The organism is Bacillus cereus group sp. BfR-BA-01316 (assembly GCF_022664195.1).
Taxonomy (GTDB): Bacteria; Bacillota; Bacilli; order Bacillales; family Bacillaceae_G; genus Bacillus_A.
The window spans coordinates 73458-87384 of sequence record NZ_JAKUGX010000011.1; the positions used below are offsets into that span (position 1 = coordinate 73458).

Sequence of the window (13927 nt, forward strand, 5' to 3'; positions counted from 1 at the left end):
CCTTTCACACTTCGCCTTCCTTCACAAAATACACTTTCTCATATGCTGGTGTTAATTTAGATTCTTCATTTTTATCAATCTCTTTAAAGCAAGGATTCCCTTGTTTTTTCTTACGGTCTTCATACTCTGTTCGCAATTTTGCTGTACGGTTTTGTTGATTTTCAAAACTACTTCTTGATATTTCTAATTTCACAGCAAAACCATTTATAAATCTAATAATAAGATTTCCATCCTTTAGCTCTTTATTACTTTCAATATGAAAATGAGACAACCACGCACATTCTTTTCGAGAATAAGAATACGTAGGAAAAAAATAAAGTTGGTCTGTCGGGCTGATCGCGATAGGAGCTTTATGTGTAATACTAGTTAACTCCTTCGTTCCTTCTTTTCTTCCAAAAAAACTAGAACCATGTTTCCGGCAACTTCTCTCTATAATATCAAGGGGCTTTTGAAATACGAAAAAAGAATCTTCCATTTCAACAATTCGCGTAACAACTTTCTTTTCTCCTAGAACAACAGGAAGTAAGGCCATTGTATTTTTGCTTACAACATAGTTTTCGACATAACGTTCTACTTTACTTTCCATAGTCTACTGTCTGCTACTAAAAATATAGACAAATGTATATCCTTAGAGTATGCAGTTTTTGCACGCTAAAAATATTTTTATCTATATTCGCTCTTTTGTTAGTAACAGATTTTTCACCTCTCTTTTTTAAATTTTCGATTGCTGTTTTAATTTCCCTTCTTCATTTCCCTTTTATAGTAGCACCTACGAAAAGGAAATGGTTTACATTCTACGATTCTTTACAAATACTTATAATAAATCAAATATAATATAAATCTACTAATAGTAATATATTAATAATAAATAAATAACCTATATAAAAAGAGGATTCTATATATGAAAAACGAATTTATATCATTTGTAATACATTTAACACATTCCCCTTTTCATATAATTACAGCAATTAATTTTGCTATAATTAAAATATAAATCAAATATACGGAGGTCTCTCATGGAAGAAAAGCAAGATCATCCAACAATTCAAATGAAAAATAGTAGCATTGTTATCGTAAAAAATTCAGCGAGTATTATATTCGGTTTATTTTTTATTTTACTGTTCTTCGCGAAGCCTTTTCGTAATTCTAAATGTCCAGAATGTAAGAAACGCGAAAAGAAAAAAGCTGTGAAAGAACACTAAAAGGCCTTCCTTTACGGAAAGCCTTTTTACATACCGATTACCATTTCCTTCATTCTTCTTCGTCCTCAAAAAAACCTACTATTTTTTCTTCCTCATATTCACATTTTCTTCCAAGATTCTCTGTATCTCTTTCAACCTGTACTATGATTATATATGGTTCTTGATCTAAATACTGAGAATGAGACTTCCTCAAATCAATTACCGTCACTTTATCATTTTCATAAGTTTTCGAGTACGTCTTTATTTCTTCAATCGTACTTTTTAGGCTGTCTTTATTACTAATATAATATCGTATGTCTCAACAACAAAAAAAAGGATGGCATAAGCCATCCTTTTTTCTATCATAAACTATAAAATTATAGTTTGATTACGTTTTTAGCTTGAGGTCCACGGTTACCGTCTTCGATTTCGAAGCTAACTTTTTGGCCTTCTTCTAAAGATTTGAAACCTTCAGTTTCGATTGCAGAGAAATGTACGAATACATCGTTTTCGCCTGGAACTTCGATGAAACCGAAGCCTTTTTCGTTGTTAAACCATTTTACTTGTCCTGTAACTGTCATAATTATTTCCTCCTAAGAAAATACATTTTATTTAGTTTTCATGTATAAAAAAAGAATCCACACATTATCAAATTCGAAACATAAACTAGTTCTCACATACTTTTCCCCGTTTGTTTTCGGCACTTGATAATATATGGATTGCTTAATTTAATTATTCAACTGGTATTATCATAGCATACTTAAAATAGAATGTACAATCCTTTTTGAAAATAAAATTTCTAAATTTTAGTATTTCTTATAAAATATAACCACACCTATTCTAATAAGGAGGAGTATATGACAGAAATAATCCCTAAAAAAACATTAAAGAGAATTGAAAAAGATATTGAAAATAACAATCTTGGAAAAGCAAGAGATAGATTACACGGATTAATCGCTACTTATCCGAATGAATTAGCACTTAGAAAAAAACTCGGTGATATTTACTTTACATTACAATACCCAGAAATGGCTGGACGGTATTGGTATCTTGAAAAAGAGAAAACAAATGTTATGCACGCGGCATGTCTACAATTTGAAAAATCGATGGGAAACGATCCTTATCATATTGTACGTGCTTTAAAATTCAAAGGAGATCATGACATTATTAAAGAACTATATACCGAACATACTTTACAACCACTGCAGAAAAAAGTAGCGGAAGAACTAATTGACGATTATGAAGAAACATGGAAAGACAAACTATTTGAATGGGGCTGTCTAGCATTATTCGCATTCCTTCTTTCTACTGCTATTATTGGTATATTCACTATACTGGATTGGATATTTTAAATAGAAGTGAACGTCCCACAATACGACGATAAATAAAGTGAAACTTTAATCAGTGGGGGTTTTGTTCATCCCCCACTGATTATTAGTTGAACCAATCGGGCGTTTACGGGCAGTTGATCTCCCACCTAACTTCTTTGCTCCAGCCGAATTTTGAGGTGGGAGTCTTACTGCTCGTTAATGCGGGATAAAATTATATCAACTTTCCGACAAATTTTAACAATGTCAGCGACGTAATAATAAATAAGAAAGGTGCCCCAAAAATATTTTGGGGGGCACCTACTTCTACCTTTATTTCGTAAACTGTTCTTCTTCTGTGGATCCTTTTAGAGCAGTCGTTGACGAAGTACCACCTGTAATCACTTGTGCTACTTCATCAAAGTATCCTGTTCCTACTTCGCGTTGATGGCGCGTTGCAGAGTAACCATATTTTTCTGCTGCGAACTCTGCTTGTTGTAATTCAGAGTACGCTGCCATGCCGCGCTCTTTATAACCACGCGCTAATTCAAACATGCCGTAATTTAATGAATGGAATCCAGCAAGCGTTACGAACTGGAATTTATAACCGTACGATGCAATTTCTTTTTGGAAGCTTGCAATCGTTTTTTCATCTAATTTTTGTTTCCAGTTAAATGAAGGGGAACAGTTGTAAGCGAGTAGCTTCCCTGGATATTTCTTATGAATTGCGTCCGCAAAGCGTTTTGCATCTTCTAAATTTGGCTCCGACGTTTCACACCAAACGAGATCTGCATACGGCGCATACGCTAAACCACGTGCAATTGCTTGATCAAGACCTGCTTTCGTACGATAAAACCCTTCTGGCGTTCTTTCCCCTGTAATAAACTCTTGATCAACTGGATCAATATCACTCGTAATTAAATCTGCCGCATCTGCATCTGTTCTTGCGACAATAATTGTTGGTACACCCATTACATCCGCAGCAAGACGTGCCGAAATTAAATTACGCACCGCTGTTTGCGTCGGTAATAATACTTTTCCGCCTAAATGCCCGCATTTTTTCTCTGAAGATAATTGGTCTTCAAAGTGCACGCCAGATGCACCCGCTTCAATCATTCCTTTCATTAGTTCAAATACGTTTAATTGTCCACCAAATCCAGCTTCAGCATCCGCCACAATTGGGACAAAATAATCTGTATCACCGCTACCTTCCATATGCTGAATTTGATCAGCACGTTGAAGTGTTTGGTTAATTCGTTTTACAACAGCCGGTACACTGTTCGCTGGGTATAAGCTTTGATCAGGATACATATGTCCAGAAAGGTTCGCATCTGCCGCTACTTGCCAACCGCTTAAATAAATTGCTTTTAATCCAGCCTTCACTTGTTGCATCGCTTGGTTTCCTGTTAATGCCCCAAGTGCATTAATATAATCTTCTGTATGAAGTGATTTCCAAAGCTTCTCTGCACCGCAGCGCGCTAACGTATGTTCAATATCAATCGATCCGCGCAGACGAATTACATCTTCAGCTGTATATGGACGTGTTATCCCTCTCCAGCGCGTATCTAACTCCCAGCTTTCCTGCAATTTATCAATTCTTTCGTTTTTCATATGTTCCATCCCCTTTTCTTGTTTCTTATAAAATTTCATAACCCGGTAATGTTAAAAACGGCATGAACTCGTTATTACGAACAAGGTTTGTAAACAGGTTTGTAGCTTCTTCAAATCTCCCTTTCTTAAACGCTTCCTTACCAATCTCTCTTTCTATTTTTGCTAGTTCTTCTTCTTTCAATTCTTCCATCAATTTAAAAGTGATATCACGGCCATCACTTAACTTTCCACCCTCATGACGAATCCACTGCCATACTTGTGCTCTTGATATTTCCGCTGTTGCCGCATCTTCCATTAAGTTATAAATAGGAGCTGCTCCTCTCCCGCTTAACCAAGATGCGATATATTGAATACCGACGTTAATATTAGTGCGAAGACCAGCCTCTGTAATCGTTCCCATCGGTACTTCTAATAAATCCTTTTCTGTTACACGTATTTCTTCACGCTTTCTAAAAATTTGATTTGGCGTTTTCATTATGTGATTAAATACTTCCATTGCAACCGGTACAAGTCCCGGGTGGGCAACCCAAGTCCCGTCATGACCGTCTAAAGCTTCGCGCTCCTTATCAGCACGCACTTTCTCGAAAGCAGCCTCATTTGCTTCTGGATCATTTTTAATTGGGATTTGCGCTGCCATTCCTCCGATTGCCGGCGCATTACGACGATGACACGTTTGAATAACTTTCAAAGAATACGCGCGCATAAACGGCGCTGTCATCGTGACTTGCGCTCTATCCGGAAGTAAAAATCCATTATGATTACGGAAGCTCTTTAAGAAACTAAATATATAATCCCATCGTCCGCAGTTTAAACCAGCAGAATGATCTCTTAGTTCATACAGAATTTCATCCATTTCAAATGAAGCGTGAATCGTTTCTATTAACACAGTAGCTTTAATCGTTCCGTTCGGAATGCCGATATACTTTTGAGCAAATACGAAAACGTCATTCCATAATCTTGCCTCTAAGTAACTTTCCATTTTCGGTAAGTAAAAGTACGGGCCACTTCCTTTTGCTAAAAGCACCTTCGCATTATGGAAAAAGTACAAGCCAAAATCTACTAAACTGCCAGACATGTTCTTGCCGTCAACTTGCATATATTTTTCTTCTAAATGCCACCCTCTCGGACGCACAATTAATACAGCCGTCTTACTATTTAAACGATATTCTTTTCCGTTTTCATTTTTATGTGAAATCGTTCCCTTACTCGCATCTCGTAAGTTAATTTGGCCTTCGACAGCATTTCTCCAAGTTGGTGCATTCGAATCTTCAAAGTCTGCCATAAAAAGATGTGCTCCTGAATTTAAAGCGTTAATGACCATCTTTCTATCTACCGGTCCAGTAATCTCCACGCGGCGATCCTCTAAATCTTTCGGAAGCTGGGCAATTGTCCAATCCCCTTCACGTATATGCTTTGTTTCTTCTAAAAACTTAGGAAGCTCCCCTGCATCAATTCTTTTTTGTTTCTCCACACGCTTTTGTAAAAGTTCCGTGCGGCGTTCATTGAAATTTTCATGCAGTTCCTTTAAAAAACTAAGCGCCTCAGGTGTCAATATTTCGTTGTACGCTGGTAACATTTCTCCAACGAGTGTAACCCGTGAAGTTTGCGTCGACATATTAGCATCCCCTTCTTAAACTGTCTTATAACAGATTTGATTTTATGTTTTATATTATATAACAAATCTTCAGAAAAGGAAGTTTTTTTTGAAAATTTAATGGTTTTTTTACAAAACTGTGTTTATCCATTATGATTTCAACATAAAAAAGAGCCGGTGTTGTATAACACTGGCTCTTTTTTATAAATTATTGTTGCTGATCATTTAAAATTGCTTTGTATAGGAACTGTGCATATTGTTCACGTGTTACTTTCATACCTGGTGCAAAGTTACCTGAACCATCACCTGCTGAAATACCATTTGAACCTACTGCATTAATTGCCTTAGCTGCCCAATGTCCTGCTGGTACATCTTTAAATCCTGGTGTACCTTTTACTTGTAACTCAAATGTTTCCGTTAAAATTTGTGCCATTTCTGCACGTGTTAATGTATCTTTTGGTCTGAAGTTTCCACTATCATCACCTTTAAAGATTTCTAATTCTGTTAATGCTAAAATTTCAATTGGGAACATTGTTGAGTTATCATCAACGATATCTTTATATGTACTTACAAACTCATGATCTTCATCAAAGTATTGGTCCCCATCAATTGTACGGTAAATTAACGCCGCTACTTGCTCACGTGTTACATTATCACCAAAACCGAATCTTCCATCTCCGTAACCAGCAATAATTTCCCAGTTTTTTAGGTTTTGAATTGCTTCATAAGACCAATGTCCTGCTGGTACATCTTTAAATGTGCCAGGTACTGCTTGTTGTTGTTTCACAGCTACTTCCGCATTTGCTGTAGTACCTTGTGCACTTAATCCAATTCCACCCATAATTGTTAAAGCTGTTGCTACTTTTAATATCTTTTTCTTCACTTTGTTCTCTCCCTAAAAACATATTTTTTCTAATATAAAGAATTCACAGAAAAGTAACAATACACTTATCCATATAATGTTTGTCTAATTTGCGAATTATACTTCATATACTTCTCTTTACACTTAGTTAAAAATAAAGTTACTAAACCATACCTTTACCCCATGAAAAGTAACTATAATTAACCTGTTTTTTCCATAAATACTAATCACCGAAATATGAACAGCAGAATAAATATACAGATAAACAATTTAAAATAAGAAAAAAGCGCGTAATTTCCGCGCTTTTTTTAAAGAAATATGATATATTAATATAATTTTAATTTCCTTGTACTATATTATTTTTTAACTTCCGTTTCATGTTATTCATCTTTCAAATAAAAATTAGTAATAGCTTTATTTAAAAATGTTGCATATTGCTCACGTGTTACAACTTTATTTGGTTCAAACTTTCCATTCCCTGTTCCTACTATGACATTATTAGCTTGTAGTGCACTAATTGCATTTTTTGCCCAATAATTATTTGGTACATCCTTAAATGTATGCTGTTGCTGTGCTTCAAATGAAAATGTCTGTGTAAGAACTTGTGCTACTTCTACACGTGTTATTGTTTCTCTAGGTCTAAAGTTCCCCTTCTCATCACCTTTAAAAATGCCACGTTCTGTTAATGCTAAAATTTCATTTGGAAACATTGTTGATCTTTCAGAAATATCATTATAAGGGTTTTTTAACGGTCCTTCATGCTTTATATTAAGTGCGCGATACAGTACTGCCGCCACTTGTTCACGGGTTACATTATCACCTACACCAAACTTTCCATTTCCATAGCCTAGCATAACTTTATGATACGTCACTTCCATAATATATTCATATGCCCAATAGTCTACTGGAACATCATCAAATACAATCATTTCTGGATACTCTTCTGCTTTTATGTTAGGTACACTTGCACTTACCAATAATCCACCCATAATAGTCGCTGCGGCCATTATACGTAACATTTTTTTCTTCATTGTCCTCTCTCCTTCATTTCCACTTTATTAAAAGTGGAAAATAATAGACTAAATTCTTTTCCCATATTACATATGCTGTATTTGCAAGCCGTATGTAATATATTGCATTTTTAACATCTATTATTTTGAAGATTACTAGGTGAGCCAATTCGCTCTCAATTCCAATTGGTATTCTGAATTTGAAGAAATATTCTTATCTTTGCGCTCTAGTTTCTCTGTTTGATTTTTAAAAAGGATAAACAAAAGTTTTTGCAAAGATGTTATATATACAATATTCTACTATCTACTAATCAAGTCCTTCACTTATAGAAATTTCACTTTATCGACAAAAAAAAGCGCAAATATCATATTTGCGCTTTTTTTCATTTTCATATATTAATCATTTGAGTGGAATCTAAGAATTGCATTATTTAAAAACTTCGCATACTGTTCACGAGTTACAAGTTTTTCTGGCTCAAATAAAGTGAAACTTTAATCAGTGGGGGTTTTGTTCATCCCCCACTGATTATTAGTTGAACCAATCGGGCGTTTACGGGCAGTTGATCTCCCACCTAACTTCTTTGCTCAAGCCGAATTTTGAGGTGGGAGTTTTACTGCCCCGTTAATGCGGGATAAATCATTACCAGTTTCAACTATAGCTTTATTAGACTGTAAGGCGCTAATCGAATCTTTAGCCCAATGATTTTCTGGTATGTAAGTAAATGTATGTTTTGTTTCACTTTTCATACAAAAAGATACAAATATGATCTATTTGCACTTTTACTACATAATAATGTAGCTCTTATTTATTCCATTTTCTCTGGTGAATTATCGATTGCCTTTTTTAAGAATTTCGCAAATTGCCCGCGTGTTACAAGCATTTCAGGTCCAAATTTCCCATCACCCGTTCCTACTACAACGTTATTAGATTGTAGCCCACTAATCGCATCTCTTGCCCAATAATCTTCTGATACATCTGTAAATGTATGAGGTTGTTTTGCTTTCAGATTATATGCTTTCACCAAAATTTGCGCTAGTTCCGCTCGAGTTAACGTATCTTTTGGACGGAAGTTCTGATTTTCGTCTCCTTTAAAAACACCACGCTTTGTTAATTGTAAAATTTCATAAGGAAACATTGTTGATTTCCCGTCAATATCTCCATATGAATTTTCAATATGTACATTTCGTTTCAAACCTAGTGCGCGATACAGCACTGCTGCTGCCTGTTCGCGTGTTACATTATCTTCCACACCAAATTTCCCATTTCCGTAGCCATACATAATTCGGTGATACACTAGTTCAACAATTTCATAGTATGCCCAGTGATTTTTTGATAAATCATCAAAATCTATAATAATATTAGGACTAGATTTTTGATTCCCCCCAGTATTTGCAGAAGCACCATTTGCACTTACAAATATTCCCCCCATTAACGTTAATGATGTAGCTACTTTTAATAACTTCTTCATTTTGGTCATCCACCTTTTTCTTTATTCGCCTCCTTTTTAATTATATTGAATACCCTAAATATTTAAAATATTGTTCAATTATCGAAATAAATCATGCTTCTGAGAAAGCTTTCACTCTTTCTTCTTGCGGCTTTCGGAAAGTAAACGCCATTCCTACAAATATTAGGACAATCCCTACAATTTGCATACTCGTCGGTCTGAATCCAGTAAAGACTGTATCTAATATAATCGCAACACCGGGGTCTAGAAACACTAGTACAGAAATTAATCTCGTCGGTAAATCTCTTAAACTGTCAAAAAATAAGTAGTACACAAACCCTGTATGTATAAGTCCTGTCGCTGTAATCATGATCCAATTCGTTTGTGTTAATCCTTGAAATGCTCCGAAATCTATAAATGGTAATAGTAAAAATACACCTAAAAGTGTTTGTAAAAATGTCATCGCATATGCACTCGTATGCTTAATTCCTTTTCCGAGCAACGTTGTAAATGCATAAAATACAGCTGCAAGAAGCGCCCACACCATGCCAGATGACATTAATTTCTCAAGCGATACATTTCCATCTACTCCAGCTATTAAAACAGTACCGATAAAACAAATAATGATTGATAGAACGGAAAATACTGTAAACCTCTCTTTAAATACAATACTACCAATCATTAATACGATGATCGGTGCAAGATGATATACAGAAATCGCAATTGTAATCGACATGACTTCAAACGCTTTAAATAAAAATACCCAGTTAAAAACGAGAAATACACCACAAGCTAATATTTGTATGGTTTCTTTTTTGTTCCATTTCTCACTTTTGTATTGCCCCGTTACGAACCAACATAATGCTAAAAATAAAGTCGCACAAATACAACGAACAAATACTAATTCAAAAGACGGTAAACCAGTTTGCACAGAAAAGAATCCAATCGATCCGAAAATAGACATCGAAAGAATCATTTTTATAGCCGGCATTGATTTTGAATGAAACAAAATATTAACCTCCTAAATATTTCACTGAATATTCTATATATTATACACTATAATTTTCCAAAACTCGAATACTCCATAATAAAAAGAAGCAGTACACTACTGCTTCTTCTGTTTTTCATATTGTTCAAACGTATGAATTCTTTCGAAAATTGGCGGATGTGTGTATAAGAAAAATTTCACTAATGCAGGCGGATTCACCTGGCTTAAGCTTGTTTTTGATAAATATTGAAAAGTTTTCACACCAGACTTCCCATCTTTCGTCATATCTAAAGCATATTGATCTGCCGCTCGTTCTTCTATGCGTGAAACGTAGTTTGTTGCTGGTTGTGATGCAAAGGATAGTACAGAAGAAATTAAGAAAAATAAAGGTAAAATCGAGAAACATGCCATTTTTGAAATTTGCAGTGTATCTCCCCATTTTCGAATACACATATTTATAATACGACTAATTAAATACATACCTATAAACGATAGCAAGACATAGCTCGCAACGCCCCAATATATATGTTTCATTACGTAATGTCCCATTTCATGAGCCATTATAAATAAAATCTCTTTATCTTTTAATTGCTTAAGCGTCGTATCCCACATTACAATACGCGAGTTAAGGCCAATTCCCGTTACGTACGCATTTAACGCATTTGTTTTTTCCGACATATTTACTTCATATACGTGTTCAGCTGGAATATCAGCTTTATCTGCCATTGTCAAAATTTTCGTTTCTAATTCTTTATTTTTTAGCGTCGAGAAATCATTGTAAAGCGGATCAATAATTACAGGTTGCACGAACGTTAAGAAAATCGTAAATGGCACAGAGAGCGCCCATCCTGCTAGCCACCATTTCTTTGGAAATTTACGGATGAGCCATAAAAGAACAGTAACAATGAGTAACATAGTCGCATAGTTCACCCAAAAATCAATGACATGATCTTTTATCCAGCTTTGTGTACTTTGCGTGGAAATGCCGTAATCAACGGACACTTTACGCCCGATCCATTGCATCGGTAATGCAAGAACTGTTGTTAGTAGTGATAAATAAAAGAAATAAATCGCAACTTGTAAGACATTTATTTTGGTCGTTTCCTTCGACCATTTCTCAAACTTTTTTGAAATACCGAGCACGAGTACAAATAATAAAATAATCCATTCAAGAGGCGTCGCTAAAAAGAACAGTAAATTTTTCACGCGCGAATAATCTTGGCTTAGCGTAAGCTCCCTCGCATTCATAAAAGTTTCTGGATCTGCACTCGTTCCTTTATACATGTCCGGAATGAGTTCATGATTCCATCCAAATAAATACCAATATATAAATAACGCAAACCCAACGTACAAAAAAAGCGACCACCCAATAACTTTCCTCACGCTATTCCCTCCTCTATGCTGCCTGTCTATTACTATTGTAAGTTCGTACTTTCAAAATTAGAACAAGCTAATCGTGAGAATTGTTCTAGTTCGTTCAATTTATAAAAAAAAACTCTTCTATTACAAGAAGAGTTTCACCTATTTTCAAATATTTTCTTCGGCTCATAATCTGGTATAAGAAATGTACTTACAAACCAGTGCCTTTTACATATCCTATATATTCATAGTCCTTAAAATCCTCCTTAAGGAAGTACATCTATTAACAAACTAAAATCTTGCAAAGAAAAAGAACTATATTTCATAATACCTTGTACAGTTAAAAGTAGGATAAGACCCATCACACACATATAATTAATACTTTCTTCATGCTTTTTCTCAGCAACTACTCCGCCCGTTATGCATAAAATCCCTAATAAATGGAGCGCTAAATACATAAAAAAATAAGCTTCCTCCCAGCGAAGAACAACATTTACTGTCGTAATCAATACTAAACTCAGTACAATCAAATAAAAAAACTTATTTGACGATATTGTTTCATTCATATAATTTTATACATCCCTTTCAAATTTCGAATTAATGATGATTTAATTTTCATAAAATAAAAGTCCCCATTACTTTCTCAAACATTTTATGAACCCTAACATAATTCTCTTCATTTTTCACATACTGTCTGAAGATGCGCTTCATCATTTCTTCTATAATAAAGCTGACTATTATTAATGTCCCTAACACGATAAAAAGAAAAATAGTATTTCCTGTATCATTATTAATGGAAAAGTACTGATATCTAATAGAAGTGTAATCTATCACTTCCTTCAATATTTTCTCAAGCGTCTTCTCTACCTTACTTATCTCCTACTATACTCGAAAAGCTCTTTTCCTTCTCCGCATATATAACCGGCACTTCTTTACTCCAATATTTGCGATTAACAAATAAAAAGATGAGTACTAAGTTCAATCCCGCTATAAAAATAATTAGTCCCGGAAAGAATGTCGTATAGTTCGAAAAATCTGCAAAACTCATTATCTTTTCTCTGCTTACTAGAAAAGAAGCACAGAGCACAAACGCATTGTTTAACATATGAATAGCAATTGGCATGAGTAAGCTTTTCGTACGAATATATACGATTGATAGTACGACGCTAAACACGACTGCGCCAAGGAAATCAATATGTAAGCAAGCAAATAAAAGTGCTACAACGACCATCGCTATACTAGTTCCCCATTTTGCTGCAAAACGCTGAAGTAAAAATCCTCGAAACACAAATTCTCCGACAATAGGCGCGACAAATACAACCATAATAAATTGATATACATATCCTCCGGTACTATCTATAATCGGTTCATGCAAGGCATTCATAATAAAATCTGGTGTAATCCATGCAAAGCTGTATATGTACAAAATAAGATAGCCGTAACTAAACATACAAAGCATAATCGCGATGTACAAAACATGCACCAGGTTAAATGTTTCATTTTTATTAATAAAGTGTACAAATGAAACACGGTGCTTTCTATACTCATAAAAGAGCCACGTTATCGGAAGGATATAAAATATAAGAATACTTATAAAAGAAGAATTCTGTATATGAAATGTATTTTCTAGCACTTCATTGCTACTTCGTGCTACTAAAATTAATAGTGTAAATACAATTAAAAAATATCTAGCTCGCATCGTTTGAAACGGATTCACACTCATCTCCTCCCCATGTTACTTTTATCATATCATTTGAATCTTAATTTTTTGTGAAAGAAAACCTTAAAATTCCCTTAAAAATTCCATAAGTTACAAAAAGATGATATGATATTCGAGGAAATTAGGAGGGATTCATATGTATCACGCAAATATTTTACTCGTTGATGATGAAACAGCAATTTTACAATTACTAACTACCATTCTTGAAAAAGAAGGTTTTTCTCATATTACAACTGCAACATCTGCGGCAATAGCCTTATCTCTCACCGAGCAAAACAATTACGATTTAATCATTTTAGATGTGATGCTTCCTGGACAGTCCGGTTTTGACATTTGTCCGATCATTCGCCAAAAAACGGATTGCCCTATCTTCTTTCTAACAGCAAAAACATCTGATTTAGATAAAATTTCCGGATTTTCATACGGTGCGGATGATTACATTACGAAGCCATTTAATCCACTAGAAGTAGTCGCTCGTATGAAAGCTCAACTTCGAAGACATATGAAACAAAACATACAAGAACAAAGAATATACTCCTCTTCATTTGGGAGATTTGAAATTGACCAACATTCTGCGGAACTAACAGTAGATGGGAACGTTGTCGAATGTTCCGCTCAACTCTTTCAACTACTACTCTTCTTTTGTGAGAATCCGAACTATGTATTTTCGAAAGAAGAAATATATGAAAAAGTTTGGGGAGCACCTGCCTATAATGGAGATGATAATACTGTTATGGTTCACATTCGAAAACTACGTGAAAAAATTGAACAAGATCCAAGTAATCCATTGTACATCAAAACGGTTCGTGGACTTGGCTATAAGTTCGTTACAAAGTAGGTTAAAGAT

At 34.7% G+C, this 13927-nt stretch carries 16 protein-coding genes and 1 pseudogene; 3 read left to right on the plus strand and 14 right to left on the minus strand.

The features are described from left to right. Window positions 1–4: 4 nt before the first annotated feature. Together MR071_RS11350 and MR071_RS11355 are read right to left on the minus strand one after the other, a co-directional pair. The gene (locus tag MR071_RS11350; RefSeq protein WP_242236076.1) at window positions 5–586 is read right to left on the minus strand and encodes a competence protein ComK; all 582 of its coding nucleotides are present in this window, start codon (window positions 584–586) and stop codon (window positions 5–7) included. Between the two features lie 49 nt (window positions 587–635). Beyond that, window positions 636–722, minus strand: a pseudogene (locus tag MR071_RS11355) (RNA-guided endonuclease TnpB family protein); the annotation flags it as partial. Window positions 723–1016: 294 nt separating this feature from the next. On the opposite strand from MR071_RS11355, the gene MR071_RS11360 reads away from it, so the two are divergent. Beyond that, a complete protein-coding gene (locus tag MR071_RS11360; protein ID WP_105584294.1) occupies window positions 1017–1202 on the plus strand; it encodes a hypothetical protein in 186 nt (61 codons plus the stop codon). 49 nt (window positions 1203–1251) lie between these two features. Here MR071_RS11360 and MR071_RS11365 read toward each other — a convergent pair whose 3' ends face one another. Continuing rightward, the gene (locus tag MR071_RS11365) at window positions 1252–1497 is read right to left on the minus strand and encodes a hypothetical protein (RefSeq protein WP_242236147.1); all 246 of its coding nucleotides are present in this window, start codon (window positions 1495–1497) and stop codon (window positions 1252–1254) included. Between the two features lie 61 nt (window positions 1498–1558). Then, window positions 1559–1762, minus strand: a complete 204-nt coding sequence (cspA, locus tag MR071_RS11370) for an RNA chaperone/antiterminator CspA (protein WP_098858291.1) — start codon at window positions 1760–1762, stop codon at window positions 1559–1561. 276 nt (window positions 1763–2038) lie between these two features. Between cspA and MR071_RS11375 the strand changes: the two genes are divergently transcribed. Then, the gene (locus tag MR071_RS11375; RefSeq protein WP_242236078.1) at window positions 2039–2533 is read left to right on the plus strand and encodes a DUF6584 family protein; all 495 of its coding nucleotides are present in this window, start codon (window positions 2039–2041) and stop codon (window positions 2531–2533) included. A 288-nt stretch (window positions 2534–2821) separates the two neighbouring features. Here MR071_RS11375 and aceA read toward each other — a convergent pair whose 3' ends face one another. From aceA to MR071_RS11420, 10 genes are all read right to left on the minus strand, one after another. Further along, complete coding sequence (gene aceA / locus MR071_RS11380) at window positions 2822–4099, minus strand: isocitrate lyase (RefSeq protein ID WP_242236079.1); 1278 nt, start codon at window positions 4097–4099, stop codon at window positions 2822–2824. Between the two features lie 25 nt (window positions 4100–4124). After that, a complete protein-coding gene (aceB, locus tag MR071_RS11385) occupies window positions 4125–5714 on the minus strand; it encodes a malate synthase A (protein ID WP_242236082.1) in 1590 nt (529 codons plus the stop codon). A gap of 187 nt (window positions 5715–5901) precedes the next feature. After that, entirely contained in the window at window positions 5902–6576 is a 675-nt protein-coding gene (locus tag MR071_RS11390; RefSeq protein WP_242236084.1) for an S-layer homology domain-containing protein, read from the minus strand. Window positions 6577–6935: 359 nt separating this feature from the next. Then, window positions 6936–7586 (minus strand): S-layer homology domain-containing protein, encoded by a 651-nt coding sequence (locus MR071_RS11395; protein WP_242236086.1) that lies wholly within the window; start codon window positions 7584–7586, stop codon window positions 6936–6938. A gap of 785 nt (window positions 7587–8371) precedes the next feature. Continuing rightward, window positions 8372–9043: an S-layer homology domain-containing protein gene (locus MR071_RS11400; RefSeq protein ID WP_242236088.1), complete on the minus strand. Its 672-nt coding sequence runs from the start codon at window positions 9041–9043 to the stop codon at window positions 8372–8374. Window positions 9044–9125: 82 nt separating this feature from the next. Beyond that, window positions 9126–10022, minus strand: coding sequence for a DMT family transporter (locus MR071_RS11405; protein WP_105586599.1), 897 nt, complete (start codon window positions 10020–10022; stop codon window positions 9126–9128). A 96-nt stretch (window positions 10023–10118) separates the two neighbouring features. Then, window positions 10119–11384, minus strand: coding sequence for a M48 family metallopeptidase (locus MR071_RS11410; protein WP_242236090.1), 1266 nt, complete (start codon window positions 11382–11384; stop codon window positions 10119–10121). A 242-nt stretch (window positions 11385–11626) separates the two neighbouring features. Beyond that, entirely contained in the window at window positions 11627–11926 is a 300-nt protein-coding gene (locus tag MR071_RS11415) for a hypothetical protein (protein WP_001006056.1), read from the minus strand. 49 nt (window positions 11927–11975) lie between these two features. Further along, window positions 11976–12203, minus strand: coding sequence for a malate synthase (locus MR071_RS25565; RefSeq protein ID WP_305037869.1), 228 nt, complete (start codon window positions 12201–12203; stop codon window positions 11976–11978). Window positions 12204–12228: 25 nt separating this feature from the next. Next, window positions 12229–13077, minus strand: a complete 849-nt coding sequence (locus MR071_RS11420) for a CPBP family intramembrane glutamic endopeptidase (protein WP_242236093.1) — start codon at window positions 13075–13077, stop codon at window positions 12229–12231. 139 nt (window positions 13078–13216) lie between these two features. On the opposite strand from MR071_RS11420, the gene MR071_RS11425 reads away from it, so the two are divergent. Beyond that, entirely contained in the window at window positions 13217–13918 is a 702-nt protein-coding gene (locus MR071_RS11425) for a response regulator transcription factor (RefSeq protein WP_242236095.1), read from the plus strand. Window positions 13919–13927 lie beyond the last annotated feature (9 nt).

Coding starts and splice junctions, on each gene's coding strand:
- aceA (WP_242236079.1), bottom strand. CDS start 4,099: ATGAAAAACGAAAGAATTGATAAATTGCAGGAAAGCTGGGAGTTAGAT.
- aceB (WP_242236082.1), bottom strand. CDS start 5,714: ATGTCGACGCAAACTTCACGGGTTACACTCGTTGGAGAAATGTTACCA.
- MR071_RS11350 (WP_242236076.1), bottom strand. CDS start 586: ATGGAAAGTAAAGTAGAACGTTATGTCGAAAACTATGTTGTAAGCAAA.
- MR071_RS11375 (WP_242236078.1), top strand. CDS start 2,039: ATGACAGAAATAATCCCTAAAAAAACATTAAAGAGAATTGAAAAAGAT.
- MR071_RS11415 (WP_001006056.1), bottom strand. CDS start 11,926: ATGAATGAAACAATATCGTCAAATAAGTTTTTTTATTTGATTGTACTG.
- MR071_RS11360 (WP_105584294.1), top strand. CDS start 1,017: ATGGAAGAAAAGCAAGATCATCCAACAATTCAAATGAAAAATAGTAGC.
- MR071_RS11395 (WP_242236086.1), bottom strand. CDS start 7,586: ATGAAGAAAAAAATGTTACGTATAATGGCCGCAGCGACTATTATGGGT.
- cspA (WP_098858291.1), bottom strand. CDS start 1,762: ATGACAGTTACAGGACAAGTAAAATGGTTTAACAACGAAAAAGGCTTC.
- MR071_RS11425 (WP_242236095.1), top strand. CDS start 13,217: ATGTATCACGCAAATATTTTACTCGTTGATGATGAAACAGCAATTTTA.
- MR071_RS11400 (WP_242236088.1), bottom strand. CDS start 9,043: ATGACCAAAATGAAGAAGTTATTAAAAGTAGCTACATCATTAACGTTA.